Origin of the sequence: Streptomyces sp. NPDC053750 (assembly GCF_044544295.1) — a bacterium.
Classification (GTDB): Bacteria; Actinomycetota; Actinomycetes; order Streptomycetales; family Streptomycetaceae; genus Streptomyces.
The window spans coordinates 1-19,504 of the sequence record NZ_JBITXB010000028.1 but is presented as its reverse complement, the minus strand read 5'-3'; the positions used below and the strand labels follow the sequence as shown (position 1 = coordinate 19,504).

Genomic DNA, 19,504 nt, shown 5'->3' with positions numbered 1-19,504 from the left:
GCACGCCGCACCGATGAAGACCGCCCGGTGCCCGGCCCGCCTCCGGGCGCCGGGCGGTCGCCACCGCATCAGGATCCGAACCGATCGCTCACAGACGAGGAGCACCCCCGCGTGACCGGCCCCCTGAGCTCTCTGCGGAGACCCGCCCTCACCACGACCCTCGCGGCCCTCGTGGCGACGGCACTGCCCGTCACCGGCCACGCGGCACCATCCACCGGGGCGGCCCCACGGCCACCGTCCGACGCCTGGCTCGCGGCACAGCCCGCCCGGCCCTCCGTGAGCCGCGAGCAGTTCTACCTCCTCATGCCGGATCGCTTCGCGAACGGCGATGCCTCCAACGACAGGGGCGGCCTGAGCGGAGACCGCTCCACCACCGGCTTCGATCCGACCGACAAGGACTACTACCAGGGCGGCGACCTCAAGGGCCTGTTACACAGGCTCGACTACATCAAAGGCCTGGGCACCACCGCCATCTGGCTCACGCCCATCTTCCGCAACAAGACGGTCCAGGTCCTCGGCGGCAGGCAGACCGCCTCCTACCACGGCTACGCAGTCACCGACTTCACCGGCGTCGACCCGCACTTCGGCACGGACCAGGACCTCAAGAACCTGATCGCCAAGGCCCATGACAAGGGCATGAAGGTCTACTTCGACGTCATCACCAACCACACCGCCGACACGGTCGACTACGCGGAGGAGAAGTACGGCTACCGCAGCAAGGGCGCCTACCCCTACCTCGACACCGAGGGCCGCCCCTTCGACGACAGCCGCGGCATGGCGAAGGTCGACACGGACTCCCCGCCGTACACGCCGCGGAACACCGGCGAGATGACGCCGGCCTGGCTGAACGACCCGACGATGTACCACAACCGCGGTGACTCCACGTTCGCCGGCGAGAGCGCCCTCTACGGCGACTTCTACGGCATGGACGACCTGTGGACCGAGCGGCCCGAGGTCGTCGAGGGCATGGAGAAGATCTACGAGAAGTGGGTCGAGGACTACGACGTCGACGGCTTCCGGGTCGACACCGCGAAGAACGTGAACATGGAGTTCTGGACCCAGTGGGCCACCGCCCTCGACGAGTACGCGGCGAAGCAGGGCCGCGAGGACTTCTTCCTGTTCGCGGAGGCCTTCTCCGCCGATCCGGCCATCACCGCCCCGTACGTCACGCAGGGGCGCCTGGACGGCACCCTCGACTTCCCCCTGCAGTCCGCGGTGCGCAACTTCGCCTCACGCGGCGCACCTGCGAGTGACCTGGCCAACGTGTTCGCACAGGACCATCGCTACACCACGGACAAGACGAACGCCTACAGTCAGGTCACCTTCCTCGGCAGCCATGACATGGGCCGGATCGGTTCGTTCATCGCGTCCGACCATCCGAGGGCCGGTGACGCGGAACTGCTGCGTCGGGACCGTCTGGCTCACGAGGTGATGTTCCTCTCCCGCGGCAATCCGGTGATCTACTCCGGCGACGAGCAGGGCTTCACCGGCTCCGGCGACGATGTCTTCGGACGGCAGACGATGTTCGCGTCGAGGGTTCCGGAGTATCTGGACGACGACGAGATCGGTACGGGTCGTACGCACGCGAGTGATGCGTATGACGCCGGGCATCCGCTGTACGAGTCGATCGCGGAGCTGTCCAAGCTGCGCAGGGAGCACCCGGCGCTGTCGGACGGTGTGCAGAAGGAGTTGTACGCGAAGGGGTCGGTGTACGCGTTCTCCCGTGTCGGTGACGGCCGTGAGTACGTGGTCGCGGTGAACAACGCGAGTGAGCCGAAGACGGTCGAGCTGGCGGTCGAGTCCAGGAAGTCCGACAAGTTCAGGGTTATTTACGGTGGATCGGGCAAGGAGCGGGCGGTGAACGGCCGCCTCGAGGTGACCGTTCCCGCGATGTCCTCACTGGTGTTGCGGGCGCAGGACAAGTTGCCGGCCCCGGCGGTCGAGCCGAGCGTCTCGCTGGAGGTTCCGGAGGCGGGCGCGACGGGGACGGTCACGCTCACGGCGGACCCGGGTGGCACGTCGGGTGCCCGCGTGGTCTTCGCCGCCCAGATCGGTAACGGCACGTGGCGCACGCTGGGTACCGCCGACCACGCTCCGTACAAGGTCACCCAGAACATCCCCGACACCGTGGCCGCCGGGACCGCACTGCGCTACAAGGCAGTCGTCGTGGACCGTGCCGGCCACACCGCCGGCACCACGGCCTCGACGACTGCTGGTGCGACCCCCGCCCCGCACAAACCCCGAGCCGAACGCCGTCACGCAGTCGTGCACCACCGACGGGCCGACGGTGACTACACCGGGCTGGCCCTGCGCACGGCAGACGGAACCACCGCCGAGTTCTCCGGCCGCGACGCGTACGGCGCCTTTGCCTGGCTGACACCGGACCAGGGAGCCGGTGACGTCCGCTTCACCGTCGAACGCGACGGGGTACCCGAAGGCCCCTCCCGAGTACTGGACTTCACCGCTGCGAGCGAGGTGTGGACGAGTGAGGGCTCCGAAGCGGTGGACACCAGCCGACCCGCCGGCGCCTACCCGCCACAGGACACGACCAAGGCCGTCATCCACTACCACCGCCCCGACGGCGACTACGACGGATGGGGACTGCACACCTGGACCGGCGCAGCGGACCCCTCCGACTGGAACGTGCCGGTCCAACCGGTGCGCCGTGACGCCTACGGACTTGTCTTCGAAGTGCCCGTCAAGGAGGGCGCCGGCTCCCTCAGCTACGTCCTCCACAAGAACGAGGAGAAGGACGTTCCGGGCGACGAGGCACTCGACTTCTCCCTGTACGGCCACGAGGTGTGGCGCCTCGCGGGCGATGCGGCCTATCTGACACCGTCGCTCAGCGGCTCCTTCCCCCTCGATCTCGACCCTGCGGCCGCCTCGGCCACCTGGATCGACGAGAACACCGTCGCCTGGCACGGCACCGGCGCGGGCGTGGCCAGCCAGCAGCTCGTGTATGCCACCGGCGGGGGTGTCCGCATCCGGGACGGCGCCCTGTCCGACGAGGGACAGTGGCTGCGTCTGGTGCCCACCGAACTGACAGCGGCGCAACGGGCGGCGAACCCCGGGCTCGCCGACGCCACCGCGTACGCGATCGATCCACGCGACCGCGACCGCATCCCCGAGGCACGCCGAGCCGAGCAACTCCTGGCCACCCAACGTGCGGACAACGGCGCCCTGCTGGGGGCGACGGCCGTAAGGACACAGAGCAGCCGGCAGCCCCAGTAATGCGATCACGTCCAGAAGGGCAGAACAAGGTGAACCGAAGAAGGGGCGCGCACAGCGCGTCACGGAAGACAACCGTTGCGGCGGCCGTCGGCGCGCTGCTCGCAACGGTGCTGCACACGGCCACGTCCGCCTCGGCGGCTCCGGCCCCGCCCAAGCCACCCTCCGACGCGAAACTCGCCGCGGAGCCCGCACGCCACGACGTGACCCGGGAGCAGTTCTACTTCGTCCTGCCCGACCGGTTCGCCAACGGGGACGCCCGCAACGACAGGGGCGGCCTCAGCGGCGGCCGCACGTCCACCGGCTACGACCCGACGGACAAGGGTTTCTACCAGGGAGGCGACCTCAAGGGCATATCCAAGCGGCTCGACTACATCAAGGGCCTCGGCACCACCGCGATTTGGATGGCGCCGATCTTCAAGAACAAGCCAGTGCAGGGCAATGGCGAAAGCGCCGGCTACCACGGCTACTGGATCACCGACTTCACCCAGGTCGACCCACATTTCGGCACCAACCAGGACCTCAAGAACCTGATCGCCAAGGCGCATGACAAGGGGATGAAGGTCTACTTCGACGTCATCACCAACCACACCGCGGACGTCGTCGGCAACACCGAGAACAAGCACGAGTACCGCAGCAAGGGTGCCTACCCCTACCTCGACACCGAGGGCCGTCCCTTCGACGACACCCGGAATCCCGACCGCAGGGTCGACGCCGACTCCTTCCCGTACACGCCCGACATACCGGTCGACGAGAAGAACGCCAAGACCCCGGCCTGGCTGAACGACCCGACGATGTACCACAACCGCGGCGACTCCACCTTCGTCGGCGAGAGCGGGCTCCACGGCGACCACACCGGTCTCGACGACCTGTGGACCGAGCGGCCCGAGGTCGTCGAGGGCATGGAGAAGATCTACCAGCGGTGGGTCAAGGACTTCGACATCGACGGCTTCCGCGTGGACACCGTCCGCAACGTCGACATGGCCTTCTGGACCCAGTGGGCCACCGCCCTCGACGCCTACGCCGCCAAGCGCGGCCGCGACGACTTCTTCATCTTCGGCGAGACGCTCTCCGCCGACCCGTCCGTCATCGCCCCCTACATCACCGAGGGCCGTCTCGACGCCACCCTCGACTTCCCGCTGCAGAACGCCATCCGTGGCTACGCCTCACAGGGAGGCGACGCGTCCGGCCTGGCGAACGTCCTGGCGCAGGACTACCGCTACAGCACCGACAAGGCCAACGCCTACAACGAGGTCACCTTCCTCGGCAACCACGACATGGGCCGGATCGGTTCGTTCATCGCGTCCGACAATCCGAACGCAGGTGACGCGGAACTGCTGCGTCGGGACCGACTGGCTCACGAGGTGATGTTCCTCTCCCGCGGCAATCCGGTGATCTACTCCGGCGACGAGCAGGGCTTCACCGGTGCCGGCGGCGACAAGGACGCCCGGCAGACGATGTTCGCGTCGAGGGTTCCGGAGTATCTGGACGACGACGAGATCGGTACGGGTCGTACGCATGCGAGTGATGCGTATGACGCGGGACATCCGCTGTACGAGTCGATCGCGGAGCTGTCCAAGCTGCGCAGGGAGCACCCGGCGCTGTCGGACGGTGTGCAGAAGGAGTTGTACGCGAAGGGGTCGGTGTACGCGTTCTCCCGTGTCGGTGACGGCCGTGAGTACGTGGTCGCGGTGAACAACGCGAGTGAGCCGAAGACGGTCGAGCTGGCGGTCGAGTCCGGGAAGCCGGGAAGGAAGTCCGGTAAGTTCCGAACCATTTACGGTGGATCGGGCAAGGAGCGGGCGGTGAACGGCCGCCTCGAGGTGACCGTTCCCGCGATGTCCTCACTGGTGTTGCGGGCCCAGGACAAGTTGCCGGCCCCGGCGGTCGAGCCGAGCGTCTCGCTGGAGGTTCCGGAGGCGGGCGCGACGGGGACGGTCACGCTCACGGCGGACCCGGGTGACACGTCGGGTGCCCGCGTGGTCTTCGCCGCCCAGATAGGCAACGGCACGTGGCGCACGCTCGGTACCGCCGACCACGCTCCGTACAAGATCACACAGAACATCCCCGACACCGTGGCCGCCGGGACCGCACTGCGCTACAAGGCAGTCGTCGTGGACCGTGCCGGACACACCGCCGGCACCCTCGCCGGCACCACGGCGGGGCAGTCCCCGGCACCGGAGAAGCCCAGCGTGATGGACCGTCCCTACGCGGTCGTCCACTACAAGCGGGCAGACGGTGACTACGACGATGTCACGCTCAAGTCCGACATCGGGTCGGGCGCGTTCGTCGGCCGGGACTCCTACGGTGCGTTCGCCTGGGTCGAAGTCCCCGACGGCGCGGACTCGGTGACGTACACGATCGAGAAGTCCGGTACGGCCGACGGCGGTGAGCGCACCGTCGACCTGGCGAAGACCGGTGAGGTCTGGGTCGAGCAGGGCAAGGCCGGCCAGCAGACCACGAAACCCGACGGCGTGTACCCGATCCCGGACAGGACCCGGGCGATCATCCACGTCCACCGCGCCGACGGCGACTACGACGGATGGGGACTGCACACCTGGACCGGCGCCGCGAACGAGACCGAGTGGAGCAAGCCGCTGCAGCCCACCGGCAAGGACGCCTACGGCGTCACCTTCGAGGTGCCCCTCAAGAGCGGCGCGACCACGCTGAGCTACATCCTGCACAAGGGAGACGAGAAGGACATCCCCAGCGACCGCTCCCTGGACCTGTCCATGTACGGGAACGAGGTCTGGCTGAACGCCGGGGAGAAGGACTACCTGGTGCCGTCGGTGGGTTCGGCCCCCGACCTGGACGTCACCCAGGCCAAGGCGCAGTGGCTCGACGCCGACACCGTGGCCCTTCCTGCCTCCGTGAGCGCCAGGACAGCCGCGTCGACGCAGCTGGTGTACGCAAAGGACGGCGGCATCACCGTCGAGGACGGCGCGCTGAGCAGCGAGGGCCGTTGGCTGCGGCTGCTGCCGTCGACGTTGTCGGACGCGCTGAAGGCGAAGTACCCGCACCTGACGGAGTACGCCGTGTTCACCGTCGACCCGCGTGACCGGGACCGGGTACGGGAGGCGTTGACCGGGCAGATCGTGCTCACCCAGCGCCTCACCAACGGCGCACTCGCCACCGCCACGGGCGTCCGGGTCCAGGGCGTCCTGGACGCCCTGCACGCCACCGGCGTCCGGTCAGCCACCGGCCCGGAGTCGGGCTGATGGCGAGGGGCGATCGCCTCGCGAGTGCCGGGGCATGGCGGACGAGCTCGTCTCCGCAGAGGTCGTCCTCCGGCTCGGCAGTGCCGTCCTCGTGGACGATCGCCCTCACGTGCTCCGTTGCGCCGCGGCAGTCGGGGCAGGGTCGGTGTGCCCTCGCTGGAGACGGGTGAGGAGGTCGGAGGTCTTCGCTGGGGCGACGGACTCGTTCAGTGCGGTCATGAGGCCGACCAGCGGGCCGGCCTCGGCGGACTCGGGTGGGGCGGACGGTGCCCGGTGCTCCCGCTTCGGCGCCGGCGAACTGTCGCTCTCTTCGTCGGAGAGTATCGCCCCGCGCCGGACCCGGAGCAGGCCCAGGCGTCCCCGGCCCGACCAGGCGTCGCGTTCACGTTCAGCGGGTAGCCCTGCCCGCGTCGTACGGCACTTCCGGCATCGACCCACCGCTGGACTTGGAAGCAGACGGAACGTCCCTCGGCACGCACGCTGTACCTCCACCCGGCGACCGACTGACCGGCCTTGATGCGGAGGGTCGTGGGGAACTCCGCCGCGTTCCGGTGCTGAGGCTGGTCACGGGCTCGACGGCCTGTCCGGCGTGTACCGCGCGATGAGCGCTGCCACCCCGTCCAGCACGACCCCGAGTCCGAATTCGAAGTCGGCGTCCGGCTCGTCCGCCTGGTTCAAAACGCCGGATTCGAGGACGCGTGTGACGGCCGGGTGGCACTCGGGGTCGGTGAGGGCAGCGAGGGTGCGCTGGTAGCGGCGCATGGCCTCGTCCGGGGTGCGTCCGCTTGCTGTGTGCGCGGCGTCCAGGTCGGACATCAGCATGGCCTCGTTGCGCACGTAGCCGCTGACCAGCATGATCACGCCGAGTTTGCTGCCCTCGTCGAGCCCGGTGCCGTCGAGGGTTGTGAGGCCGTACTCCATCCACGCCACCGACTGCGGGCTCGCGGGCGGCCCGGAGACCGGGACTCGCAGGAGCCACAGGTTCTCGTGGAAGAACGCGCGTTGCGCCCGCGCCCAGCGGGTCAGTCCCGGGCGCCACCCGGCCCCGTCGGGCAGCGGTTCGGGGGGTGCGGGTGTGACCGCCTCTTGCATCAGGATGTACAGCTCGTCCTTGGCGCCGACGTACCGGTAGAGCGACATCGGGGAGACGCCGAGCTCCTTGGCGACGCGCCCCATCGACACCGCCCCGATTCCCTCGGCGGCCGCGACGCCCACCGCTGCGGCCACGATGCGCTCGAGGCTGAGGGTCGGCCTCGGTCCCTTCGAGGGGCGGGGCTTGAAGCCCCAGGCCGTCGCGAGGCTCGCGGGCAGGCCGGTGTCCTCGTTCGATGCCATCCGCGTCGCCTCCCTCTGCGTGTCCGCGGCCGTTCTCCGGGCCGCGGCTTGACGCACATCGTAGTTCTGCGTAACCCTTACACGGTAATGCGTATGGTTTACGCAGTAACCCTTCATGGAGGTGAGGCCATGCCCGACGCATCCGCCATCGAGGCCGTCGGCCTACGCAAGACCTACGGAAACGTCGAAGTCCTGCGTGGCCTCGACCTGACGGTGCCACGCGGTACCGTGCACGCCCTGCTCGGTCCGAACGGCGCCGGCAAGACCACCACCGTGCGCATCCTGGCCACGCTCACCGAAGCCGACGCGGGCACGGCCAGGGTTGCCGGGCACGACCTGCGCACGGAGCGGGCCCGAGCCCGCCGCGCAATCAGCCTCACCGGCCAGTTCGCGGCGGTGGACGAGATGCAGACCGGCGCGGAGAACCTGCGGATGGTGGCCCGACTCACCCGCACTCACGGCGGCGCCCGCACCTCCCGCGCCGCCGCACGCGCCCGGGCCACCGAACTCCTCGAGCGATTCGACCTCACCGGTGCCGCCGACCGCCTGGTCAAGACGTACTCAGGAGGCATGCGGCGGCGCCTCGACCTCGCAGCGTCCCTGGTCGGCAACCCCGAAGTGATCTTCCTGGACGAGCCGACAACGGGCCTCGACCCGCGGAGCCGCCAGGAGCTGTGGAACGTGGTGCGCGAGCTGTCGGCACGGGGCACCACGGTCTTCCTCACCACCCAGTACTTGGAGGAGGCCGACCGGTTGGCGGACCGTATCGCCGTACTGCACGGCGGTGAGCTGGTCGCCGAGGGTACCTCCGAGGGACTGAAACGGCGCGTCGCGGGCCACCGCCTCGATGTCGTCCTGACCGACCCGGCCGCCTATCTGCGCCTGGCGTCACAAGCGGTGTACAGCGAGCCCGAGACCCGTACCCTGGGCTTCCCCACCGACGGCGGCGCCCCTCATGTGCGGGCGCTGCTCGACGCACTGGACCCCGAGGGCACCTCCATCGAACGGTTCTCGCTGCACACGGCCACCCTCGACGATGTCTTCCTGACCCTCACGAAACCCGCGCGCCAGGAGCCCAGCCATGTCTGACGCACTCATCATGACCGGCCGCTCCGTCCGGCTCAGCCGCCGCAACGTCGACGCACTGATGATGGCCATGGCGCTCCCGGTGATGCTGCTCCTGATCTTCGTCTACTTCTTCGGTGGAGCGATCAACACCGGTACGGAGTACGTCACTTACGTCGTCCCCGGCGTCCTGTTGCTGTGCGCCGGCTTCGGCTCCGCCAGCACCGCGGTGGCTGTCACCGAGGACCTCAAGGGCGGCATCATCGACCGCTTCCGGTCCCTCGACATCGGAGGAACGCCCATCCTGACGGGCCACGTCCTCGCCTCCACGGCGCGGAACCTGATCGCCACCGCCCTGGTCTTCGCGCTCGCCTTCGCGATCGGCTTCCGCCCCTCGGCGGGCCCGGGCGGCTGGCTCGCCGCGATCGGCCTCCTCGTCGCCTACATCGCGGCGCTCTCCTGGTTGTCCGCCGCGGTGGGCCTGCTCGTCAAGTCTCCCGAGGCGGCTGGGGGTTTCACCTTCTTCGTGAGCTTCCTGCCGTACCCGAGCAGCGCTTTCGTTCCGACCGACACCATGCCGTCGTGGCTCCAGGGCTTCGCCGCCAACCAGCCCGTCACCCATGTCATCGAAGCGGCGCGCGGACTGCTGCTCGGGCAGCCGGTGGGCTCGACGGGGTGGGTGGCACTCGCCTGGTGCACGGGCATCCTCGCAGCCTCGGTGGCTGCCTCGGGAGCGCTGTTCAAGCGACGTACTGCTCACTGAGCCCTTTCGGGGTGCTCTGGGCGGACAGTGTCGCGGTGCCGAAGGGGAGTCGTTGCAGGATGCGGGTCAGAAGATCGGGGTCGCGAGGCTCTCCCACGAGGTCCCCAAGGACCTCATCCCCTTCGACAGGCTCGGCGAATTCTTCACCAAGCACCTGGGTGCGCCATCGCAGTGTGAGTGGCGTGGTTCACTCAGCATCACAGACGTCGTGCGAGGAAGACGAACTCCTTTCCCGGCCGGTCTGGTGCATCGCGGACTTCCTCCACCACGAAGGCGTGCGCTCCCAGGTCCTGCTCGACCTCTTCCTGTTCGCGGAAGCGCAACGTCGAATCGGACGTCAGCACCTTTCCGTCCGCGGCGAACACGTACGTCCAGCGGAACGTCACCAGCGGCAGGCGGACATCGGTCAGTTGGATCCAGCTCTCGACGAAGCCGACGCCTGGGATCTCCGTCACGCCGTATGAGTCTTCACGGGTCCACTTCTCCCAGGCGCGGCCGGTGGGGTCGCGGGTCTCGAAGACGAGATGCCCGCCGGGCCGCAGCGCATCGTGGGCCTGCTGCAGCGTCTTCTGCCATGTTCGCGGATCGGCAATGGCCTGGGCGACGTTCGCTGTCATCGTCGCGAGGTCGACCTGAAGGGGCGGGAGGACTGTGGCATCGCCGCAGATCCAGCGCACTCGCTCGCTGCCGGGCTTGGCCCGGGCCACATCGATGGACGCCCGGGCGGGATCGACTCCGGTGACCTCGATCCCGCGATCGGCCAGCAGGAGCGCGAAGACTCCCGTTCCGCAGCCGATGTCCAGCACGCTGCGCGCCTCGAGCTCTTGTGCCATCCCGAGGTAGGCGTCGAGGTCGCCGCGGTCGGGGTCGAGCGGGTCATAGATCGCGGCGAGCCGTGGATGTCCGAAGCACTCGTCAGCCATGCGGCCGACCGTAGGCGGAGCCGGGCCCAGGAGCTACTGGGTTTCGCGACGAGATGCACGAGGCCTTCCTGGCCTTCGCTGCCGGCCTCATCACACACCTCCACATCCAACGCCTTTGTCAGGATGTCTGCGTCTCGACGGTACGTGTGGTGAGGTCCTCGTCCGTGATGGAGCGGACCACCCGACAAGGCGTTCCCACTGCAACGGTCATGGGGGGAATGCTGCGGCTGACGACGCTACCGGCGCCGATGACCGACCCGTATCCGATACGGACACCGGGCAGAACCACCGCGTTGCTGCCGATCCACACCTTGTCCTCGATCACGATCGGTTCCGAGAACCGTCCGAAATCAGCGCGGCGTGAGGGATGAACGGGGTGTCCCGTCGTAGTCAGCGTCACGCTGGGCGCGATCATGACACCGTCGCCTATGCGAATCCCGACGTCGTCAACGAAGGTGAGGTTGACGTTTCCGAAGAAGTCGTCACCGATGTGGACGTTGCTGCCGAACCCGGCGTGGAACGGTGGCAGGAGCACCGTTCGTTCACCGACGGACCCGAAGATCATGGCGAGCAGTGATCGCCGCTTCTCCAATTCGCTCGGGGGAGTGTGGTTGTACTCGAAGATCTGCTCGGTGCGGCGCCCAGGCGCCTGGAAGGCCGCTTCCGACTCTGTATAGACAAGTCCCTTGGCAATCCGGGCCAGAACCTCTTCCTTGCGCACATGCGTCATGGCGCAACGCTCCCATGGCACACCGCCGGGACGCCATGATCTTTTTGGACTGTGTCAGTCAGTGTGAATCTGGCTGCCATGGCGGACAGTTCCAGCCCTTGAGCTGGACGGCATGGGTGCAAGCAAGGCGTCCAGGCGGGCGCGGCCGGCCCTTCGCCGGCTCCGCGCCGGCTGGGCGAAGTGCTTCTCGCTCAGCCTCGGCAATGACGCCGGTCCCTGTGACCGTAGAATCGCCGACCGCCCTCGCCGCGAGTTCGACCTCAGTAGCCACGCAACTCCTTGAGATGTTCGAGGTCGTCGTGCACCGACTCGCGCTCCTGGTCGGTCAGGTGGACAGCGGCGGCCTTGGCTTGCGCGGACGCCGCGGTCTCCTCGTCACCGAGGCGCCCGGCGACATCCGCACGCAGCACGAGAAGGCGAAGCAACTGCACCGACGTGGGTCGCTCGTCCTCGATGCGCAACACCCGGTCGATGACCTTCGCTGCGCCTGCCGGGTCATCCCTCGAGTCCGCGAGAAGGGCGGCGTGATGCAGAGCGCGGAGGAAGGTCTCCTTGGGCGCAGGCCGGTGGTGGTGGTTCTGGCTTGTCCGCTGCCCGATCCGCAGGCAGTTGCCACCCGGATCGGTCACAAGGAACTGCCGTACACCGTGTGACGTGTCCTTGAGCGCCCCTATGCGCGGCAGCCCGCGGGTCGGGACTCTGCCGTACGCCGCCTTGAGCCTGGTCCGGAAGGCCTCGTGGAGCCCATCGACGTCATCGGTTTCGATGTAGCACGTGCTGTAGGACTCGGTTGGTTCATACCCCTTCATTCCGAAGAAGTGAAGATGGATGCCGCCGCGTGCCACGACCGCGTACGGATTGGGGCTCTTCTGCTGGAAGGTCACCTCGAACCCGAGGGTGCCGTAGAAGTCGAGAACAGGCTGGATGGCGGGGCACGGCAGGATCGGAACGGTCTTTTCACCCATGACTTCAGTCTAATCAAATTTGAATAGCGGGGGGCACGGTTTTGGGCCCGAACCACCCGGAAGATCAAGTCACTGACGTGGCGGAGGCGCAGCCCGTGTGCGTCGGCCCAGGCCTGCAGCCTGCGCCTGGCACGTCATGCCCGCGCCGAAGCCCAGTGCCTACTTCCCGAGCTCACCCAGGGTGGGCCGGCCGGTGGTCTCCTGAGCGGTGCCGTGCGGTTCGGCGAAGGGAGTGAAGCGGGCGGGCGGGTGGTCGATGGGCAGGCTGGGGCGCCAGGCGGTGAGGATCTGGGCGCTGCACTCGAACAGGTCCGATGGCAGCGAGTCCAGCGGCCACCACCGCCAGTCGCCGACCCGCTCGCCCGGCTGGTCGGCGGGCTCGCCGTGCCACCGCGTGACGAGTGCGCCGAACGTGATGCGGACGACGTCGCCGACCTGGTCCAGGAGCATGCCCAGCAGGCACACGTCGTCCGGGTCCGCGTGCAGGCCTGTTTCCTCGGCCAGTTCGCGCACGACCGTCTCCTTCAGCGACTCGCCCGGCTCCACCGTGCCGCCGGGCAGTTCGACGGTCCCCCGCTGGTGGCGGCCGAGCAGCAGACCCTGCGGTCCGACCAGTACCGCGCCGACCCCGGCCGCCGCCTGTGCGACGGGCGGCCGGGTCGTACGCGGACGAGAGGTGATCCGGGCCGGCCTGCGGATCTGGAAGAGCCGGTAGGAGGCCTGGTTGCCGGCCTCGGGCGCGTCCAGCACGGTGATCTCCTCGGTGTGCAGCCCGTACCGCGTGAGCAGGTCCGTCCACAGTTCGGTGGTGAGCACCCACATGTGCCCGGTCAGCTCGCCGCCGCCGGCCAGGCGAAGGACCTCCGGGCGGGGCCTCACCTCCGAAAAAGGCCCGTCTCCGGACGAGTTGGTGTGCAGCACGGTGAAGTACAGCCGTCCGCCGGGCCTGAGGGCCGCCGCCAGGGCCGGCAGCAGTCGGTGCGGGTCGATGAAGTGGACGGCGGACAGGGAGTAGATCACGTCGTACGGCGTCGAAGTACGCAGATGCCCGACGGCGTCGGCCTGGACCAATCGCAGACCCGGCAGGTCGCCGTAGCGCGCCCGTGCGCGCTCGATCTGAGTCGGGGAGAGGTCGACGGCGTCCACGGTGGCGTGTTGGGTGCGCGCGAGGTGGGCGGCGTGCCGGGCCGGGCCGCAGCCCAGGTCGAGCACGCGCAGGCCCTTCAGGTCACCGAGGAGCGCGTCCCCCGGCCCGGTTCCCGCCGGACCCCAGGCGATCTCGTCCACCTCGGGCAGGGGAGTGGCCCGGTCGAGGTGGTGTGCTCCGTAGGCGTGCCACGTCGCGGCGTTGACCTGTTCGGCATCGGCCGTACCGGGTGTGTCGGGTGCCGTCATCGCGTCCCCTCCTTGGGCTCGTCGTCGAGCCGCCTCGTCACATTGTCCCGCTCGCCGGACCCGCATTCGACCAGGGGACGCCCGCAGGCCGACCTGGGCAGAGCCACGCCACCGGGTAGCGTTCTCGGGTGCCTCCGCACGCCCTTGTGGGCCGTTCGGCAGCGGCCGATCATGTGCCCATGCCGCTTCGCCCACAGCAGTCGAGTCGCCTCCGTGGTCCGGGAGGTGAGGACGGTTCGGCTGGAGAGGTTGGTCCGCATGCGAGATCTCCACCTTCCGCCTCTTCGGCGGGCCGCCGATCTGGCCGTCGGCCCGATGATCCGCCCCTCCTCATCGCGCTGGACATCCGCCTTGCACGCTGTCGACGGATGGCGCAACGGTTCCGCGAAACGCCGTGAGGCTACTCAACTTACGGCTTCCGCCCCACAGATACGCTGACGTCTGCTGCCCTGCCCCGCCCGCGGCGGGTTGGCTGCTGAGTATGCCGACCGTACGGCACGCTTACGCGTGTGCGCAGATGTCGGTGGAGCGGGGTCAGCCAGGGAGGGGCGTTGTTCACGCTGTACGCCATCATCGGCGCATGACCGCTGCTTCCTCAGGCCGCCGCGTCGTCCCGCTGGCGTTCGAGGGTGGGCCGGAGCGCGATCGTGGTGACGAAGAACGTGCAGGACTGGCAGATCGACTCGAAGTGGCAGCCCATCTCGACGGGGGCGACCGCAGTATCCGTCGCCGAGAATCCGGCGGTGCACCTCCCGGCGGAGCTTGGCCATCGCCGTCCCCGCGGCGTCGGCCGGCAGCCGGGAACAGGCGGTCCGGCCGGCATGGTTGCATCGACTGAGGGACCGGCGCCGCACGGGCGGGGAACACGGAGACCAGAGGGTCGTCCGCCCCACCGGGATCCGGGCCCAGGAGCGGCACGCCCGCCGCTCAGTCGGACCAAGACGATTTTTGCAGGAGGACTGTTTCATGACCGACCGGCCCTTGACGCTCATGGCAGTACACGCCCACCCCGACGACGAGGCCACCGGAACCGGAGGGGTTCTCGCGCGGTACGCGGCGGAAGGCATCCGCACGGTTCTGGTGACGTGTACCGACGGCGGTTGCGGTGACGGACCGGGGGGTGTCAAGCCGGGCGATCCCGGGCACGATCCGGCGGCGGTCGCCCTGATGCGCCGTCAGGAACTCGAGGCGAGCTGTGACGTCCTCAAGGTCAGCGATCTGGAGATGCTGGACTATGCCGACTCCGGGATGATGGGCTGGCCGAGCAACGACGCCCCCGGATCCTTCTGGCAGACCCCCGTGGAGGAAGGCGCGTCCCGACTCGCGGAACTCATGCGGCACTACCGACCTGATGTGGTCGTCACTTACGACGAGAACGGCTTCTATGGCCATCCCGACCACATCCAGGCCCACCGCATCACGATGGCGGCGCTGGAGATGACCGCGCTGACACCGAAGGTGTACTGGACCACGATGCCCCGCTCGGGGATGCAGCGGTTCGGGGAGATCATGCGCGAGTTTCATCCGGACATGCCGGAGCCGGATCCTGCCGAGGCCGCCGTGATGGCCGAGATCGGACTCCCCGACGATGAGATCACCACGTGGGTGGACACCACCGCGTTCAGCGGCCAGAAGTTCGACGCGCTGGCCGCGCACGCCAGTCAGGGGGAGAACATCTTCTTCCTCAGGATGGGCAAGGAGAGGTTCGGCGAGTTGATGGGCATGGAGACCTTCGTACGTGTCCAGGACGCCACCGGCGCGGCCGTACCCGAGAACGATCTCTTCGCCGGACTGCGCTGATCCACCCGGAGGGGAGGTCAGGAAAGCCCATCGGCCGCACGGCGCCCTCGAGCGCGTCAAGCCGATTGGGCCCTGTCCGGTGGATCATGAGGCGGCCATGAGGTCCGACCGTCTCAGTCGGCGTTTCCACCGCCGGGACACCTGGTGGAGGAGGTACCGCGGCTGCCTGCTGGCGCGCTGACTCGTCACGGGCGGCACTGTTTCCGGGAGGGCCGGTGCCGGTGGGCCGTGTGTGACGGCGGGTGCCGGCCCTGTCGTCGTTCGGTCTCCTGTCGGCTTGGTGGAATGCACGTGCCGGATGGCCGTGCGGGGCGAAAGCCCCTGGCGGGCCCCGGGTCACGGCGGTCGCCGGGGGAGCGATGCTCTGGGGGCCGGGAGAGTCCTGCGTGGTGTGTGAGGGGGGAAGGGCCTGCGGAGAGCCTCGAATGTCATGGAATGTCCCAATGGTGTGACAGGTTCTTCGTGGTCGTTGACCGGTCGTGACCGGCCTTCCACGCTGGTGGGTAAGGAGCTCATCCACTTCTGGAAGGAGATCGTCATGACGGCAGGCATCCGCAGGTGTGTCCGGCATCTCGCCGGTGCGTCGTGTGCTGCTGCGCTGCTCGCCGCGGCGGTGGGCGTGGCCGGCGCCGAGGCGGCGCCTCAGACCACGAAGGCTGCGGCGCAGTCGTTGAGCGCGGCACCGCAGGAGCCCTGTACGGGCAATCACATCGAGGGCGGCTCGCTCGTGTGGGATCCGCCGGGCTGTACCCCGCCCTGACGTGAGGCACCCGCTCCTGGCCTCGTGTGCGCTGACCCGTCCGCTGTGCTCCTGTGCCGGCAGGGGAGTCCGGCCGCATGGCTGCTGAGCCGGTGGGGCGTGCCGACCGGGAGCGCCGGGTCCCGGTTGCTGCCCGCGGGCAGCCGGTGGCTGGGTCGTCACTGGCGTGGCCTGCGCCCGGCACCGGGGTGTGGGCCGTGCGGGTGCCGCGTGTCCGGGCCGGTCAGTCGTGCGGGAGGGGGAGGTTTCCGTTCCCGGCGGGTGGCGGTGCTGCGGGGCCCGGTGCCTGGGGTGGGCGCAGTGCTGCCGCGTCGGAGGTTTTCGGGAAGGGGATGACCGATACGGAGTCCGAGACGAAGTTGGAGACCTGGAGCTGGCGCCGGTCCGGGGAGACCGCCACTTCCAGGGGGCCGCGGCCGACGCGGATGGTGCGGTCCACCTTGTCCGTGCGGGTGTCGATCACCGATACCGTGCCTTCGTAGTTGTTGGCGACGTAGGCCTGGCGCCCGTCGGGGGAGACTGCCACACCTCGCGGGCCGCGGCCGACGCGGATGGTGTGGTCCGTCTTGTCCGTGCGGGTGTCGATCACCGATACGGAGTCGGAGTAGTTGTTGGTCACGTACGCCCGGTTCCCGTCGGGGGAGACCGCGACTCCGAGGGGGGCCTTGCCGACGCGGATGGTGTGGTCCGCTTTGCCCGCCGCGGTGTCGATCACGGATACGGAGTCGGAGCCGTAGTTGGCGACGTAGGCCCGGCGTCCGTCCGGGGAGACCGCCACTCCTTCCGGGTCCTTGCCGACGCGGATGGTGCGGTCGGCCTTGTTCGTCTGGGTGTCGATCACCGCCACCGAACCCGGTACCGAGCCGGTGCGGCTCAGGGTCACGTACACCCAGCGTCCGTCCCGGGAGACCGTCACCCCCACCGGGGTGGAGCCGACGGTGATGGTGCGGTCCACGCGGTTGGTGAGGGTGTCGATCACCGACACGGAGTCCGAGCCGTAGTTGGTCACGTACACCCGGCGCCGGTCCGGGGAGACCGCCACGTCCCGCGGGTTCTTCCCGACGCGGATGGACTGGTCCTCGGTGCGGTTGGTGTGGGTGTCGATGACCGACACCGAACCCGAGCCGTAGTTGGTCACGTAGCTGCGGCGCCCGTCCTGGGACATCGCCATGCCCTGCGGGGAGTCGCCGACCGGGATCGAGGACACGGGGGCGGGGCCCGGGGAGCCGGACTGGGTCAGGTAGACGCCGGCGCCTCCCGCGGCCAGCACTGCTGCCGCCGCCGCTCCCGCAAGGAGCCGGGCCCGCCGGCCCCTGGGCACCGGCAGCCGCCGCCGCGGGCGGGCCTCGTCACCGGTGCGCGGCAGCGGTCCCCGGGACGGGCCGGCCGGCGCCCCGGCCGCCTCCTCCGCTCCGGCGGCCTCCTCCGGTCCGGTTGGTTCGGCTGCTTCCTCCCGTTCGGCTGCTTCGGCTGGTTCGGCCGGTGGCAGGTACTCGGTCGGCGGGGACGGCTCCGGGTGCCGGGGCCGCGGTGGTTTCGTGCCGGCTGCTTCCTCGGGCCCGGCCGGCTGTGCGCCCGCGGGGACGGCCGGTGTCGGTGCAGCGGCGGGAGCGGGCCGGGCGGCGATGGCGGCGAGCCGCCGGGAGGCCTCGGCGGCGTCCATCCGCTGTGCGGGGTCCTTGGCCAGCAGCCCGAACAGGACCGGTGTCAGTTCCCCGGCCCGGCGCGGCGGGGCGGGGAACTCCGACAGCACCGCGCTCAGGGTGGTGACGGGGCAGTCGCGGTCGAAGGGACCGGTCCCCTCGAGCGCGAAGTACAAGGTGGCGCCGAGCGAGAACAGGTCGCAGGCCGGGGTGGGCTCGCCGTGGGCCCGTTCCGGGGCCATGTAGCCCGGCGTCCCCAGGAAGTCCGCGGGGGCGGTCAGGCGGGTCGCCCCGGAACTCGGCTCCAGCGCGATGCCGTAGTCGATCAGCAGCACCTGACAGCCCTCCGCCGGGTGGGAGAGCTGCGGGCCGGGCCGGGTCACCAGGATGTTGGCCGGTTTCACGTCCCGGTGCAGGATGCCGAGCCGGTGGCCCTCCTGCAGGGCGTCCAGGACCGCCAGCCCGATCCGGGCGACCTCGGCGGGCGGCAGCGGCCCCCACTCCCGCACCACCGCATCCAGATCCATCGCGCCGGGAACGAACTCCATGACGATCCACGGCAGACCGCCCGACTCCACCACGTCGTACACCGTCACCACATGCGGATGGTTGCGCAGCCGGGCCGTGTGCTGCGCCTCGCCCTGCGCCCTCGTGATCCGGGCACCCACCTCGTCGTCGGGCACGCCTGGCGGCAGGACGATCTCCTTGAGCGCGACCTCGCACCGCAGATTGGGGTCGTACGCCTGCCACACCCGACCCCTGCCGCCCGTGCCGAGCCGGCGCATCAGCCGGTAACGCCCGGCGATCACACGCCCGGCGGCCTCGTACTCTTCCGTCATGGCGCTCCCTCTGCCAGGACGGCCCGGTAGCGGTCCCGGCGAGCGTAGGAAGGCCCCCCTCCAGGATATTTCATACCGGCTCCGAAGAACGGCCGGCCGCCCGGGCGGCCACAGCCCGCGGACGTTGCGTCCCCCGCCCGGGCCCCAGCACAGCGCACCCCGGATACCCCGCGCCGCCGATGCCTCGGTCGGCCTCGGACACGGCCTGGGCAGCACGGCCGTCCGCCGCCCGCCCGGGCCGGCCCTCGCGCGGGCCGAGCGCGCGAAGTCCCCCGGTCGCCGGGCCGGCGACCGGGGCGCAGGCGGGTGAGCCGGGCACCTCGCCGAGCCACGGACGGAAGAACCGTGAACCGGTGCAGCTGGGCGAGGACATGCCGGGGATCTCCGGCTCCCGTCACCCGGCGTGACCGGATGCCTCCGACACGCTCCCGGCTGTACTGCCCTCGACGCCCCCTCCCGCCAAAGCGGGTCCCCCCGGCCGGCGGAGCCCTGCGCCCGGCGGCCTGGTGAAGGGATAGGACCACCGCGGGGTGGGGGCCGGTGCCCGGGGGGACGCCGCGGGGCAGGGGGGCCGCCCGGGGCGAACACCGCCCGGGCGGCCCGCAGGGGCCGGCGCGTGAGCACCGAGGGCCCCGCCGCTGAACGTGTGCCGTCCCCGGGCCCGGTCTTCAGCCTCGCGGTCTGCGGGCGCCGGCGCCGGTCAGGGGCAGAACGGGAAGGCGCCTTCCCCCTTGTCGTGGCCGTCGTGGGCGAACAGTGCGAGCCAGTCGCCGTCGAGGAACTGCCGTTTCCAGGTGTCGATCTCCTCGTGCGGGACCTCGTACTTCTCGGCGGCTCCGG

Annotated in this window: 11 protein-coding genes and 1 pseudogene; 6 read left to right on the top strand and 6 right to left on the bottom strand. The window is 69.7% G+C overall.

The window, feature by feature from the left end; translation table 11 throughout:
* Window positions 1-111: 111 nt before the first annotated feature.
* A pseudogene (locus tag ACIGO6_RS38395) lies at window positions 112-3,207 on the top strand (alpha-amylase family glycosyl hydrolase); the annotation flags it as partial.
* A 53-nt stretch (window positions 3,208-3,260) separates the two neighbouring features.
* Window positions 3,261-6,446 carry an alpha-amylase family glycosyl hydrolase gene (locus ACIGO6_RS38390; protein ID WP_399884872.1) on the top strand — a complete coding sequence of 1,062 codons (3,186 nt, stop codon included), beginning with the start codon at window positions 3,261-3,263 and terminating at the stop codon, window positions 6,444-6,446.
* Window positions 6,447-7,010: 564 nt separating this feature from the next.
* On the opposite strand, the gene ACIGO6_RS38385 is transcribed toward ACIGO6_RS38390, so the two are convergent.
* Window positions 7,011-7,781, bottom strand: a complete 771-nt coding sequence (locus ACIGO6_RS38385) for a TetR/AcrR family transcriptional regulator (RefSeq protein WP_399884870.1) — start codon at window positions 7,779-7,781, stop codon at window positions 7,011-7,013.
* 129 nt (window positions 7,782-7,910) lie between these two features.
* Between ACIGO6_RS38385 and ACIGO6_RS38380 the strand changes: the two genes are divergently transcribed.
* Window positions 7,911-8,870 carry an ATP-binding cassette domain-containing protein gene (locus tag ACIGO6_RS38380; RefSeq protein WP_399884868.1) on the top strand — a complete coding sequence of 320 codons (960 nt, stop codon included), beginning with the start codon at window positions 7,911-7,913 and terminating at the stop codon, window positions 8,868-8,870.
* Entirely contained in the window at window positions 8,863-9,609 is a 747-nt protein-coding gene (locus ACIGO6_RS38375; RefSeq protein WP_399884866.1) for an ABC transporter permease, read from the top strand. The genes ACIGO6_RS38380 and ACIGO6_RS38375 overlap by 8 nt, the downstream gene beginning before the upstream one ends.
* A 197-nt stretch (window positions 9,610-9,806) precedes the next feature.
* Here ACIGO6_RS38375 and ACIGO6_RS38370 read toward each other — a convergent pair whose 3' ends face one another.
* From ACIGO6_RS38370 to ACIGO6_RS38355, 4 genes are all read right to left on the bottom strand, one after another.
* On the bottom strand, window positions 9,807-10,532 hold the full coding sequence (locus tag ACIGO6_RS38370; protein WP_399884864.1) for a class I SAM-dependent methyltransferase: 726 nt from the start codon (window positions 10,530-10,532) through the stop codon (window positions 9,807-9,809).
* Window positions 10,533-10,650: 118 nt separating this feature from the next.
* Window positions 10,651-11,262: a sugar O-acetyltransferase gene (locus tag ACIGO6_RS38365; RefSeq protein WP_399884862.1), complete on the bottom strand. Its 612-nt coding sequence runs from the start codon at window positions 11,260-11,262 to the stop codon at window positions 10,651-10,653.
* Window positions 11,263-11,522: 260 nt separating this feature from the next.
* Window positions 11,523-12,227, bottom strand: coding sequence for a bleomycin resistance protein (locus ACIGO6_RS38360; RefSeq protein WP_399884860.1), 705 nt, complete (start codon window positions 12,225-12,227; stop codon window positions 11,523-11,525).
* Window positions 12,228-12,386: 159 nt separating this feature from the next.
* Window positions 12,387-13,622 (bottom strand): bifunctional class I SAM-dependent methyltransferase/NUDIX hydrolase, encoded by a 1,236-nt coding sequence (locus tag ACIGO6_RS38355; RefSeq protein WP_399884858.1) that lies wholly within the window; start codon window positions 13,620-13,622, stop codon window positions 12,387-12,389.
* A gap of 966 nt (window positions 13,623-14,588) precedes the next feature.
* On the opposite strand from ACIGO6_RS38355, the gene ACIGO6_RS38350 reads away from it, so the two are divergent.
* Together ACIGO6_RS38350 and ACIGO6_RS38345 are read left to right on the top strand one after the other, a co-directional pair.
* Window positions 14,589-15,422, top strand: coding sequence for a PIG-L family deacetylase (locus ACIGO6_RS38350; protein WP_399884856.1), 834 nt, complete (start codon window positions 14,589-14,591; stop codon window positions 15,420-15,422).
* A gap of 538 nt (window positions 15,423-15,960) precedes the next feature.
* Window positions 15,961-16,182 carry a hypothetical protein gene (locus tag ACIGO6_RS38345; RefSeq protein ID WP_399884854.1) on the top strand — a complete coding sequence of 74 codons (222 nt, stop codon included), beginning with the start codon at window positions 15,961-15,963 and terminating at the stop codon, window positions 16,180-16,182.
* Between the two features lie 223 nt (window positions 16,183-16,405).
* Here the strand turns inward: ACIGO6_RS38345 and ACIGO6_RS38340 are convergent, their stop codons facing one another.
* Window positions 16,406-18,664, bottom strand: a complete 2,259-nt coding sequence (locus tag ACIGO6_RS38340; protein WP_399884852.1) for a beta-propeller fold lactonase family protein — start codon at window positions 18,662-18,664, stop codon at window positions 16,406-16,408.
* Window positions 18,665-19,504: the final 840 nt, after the last annotated feature.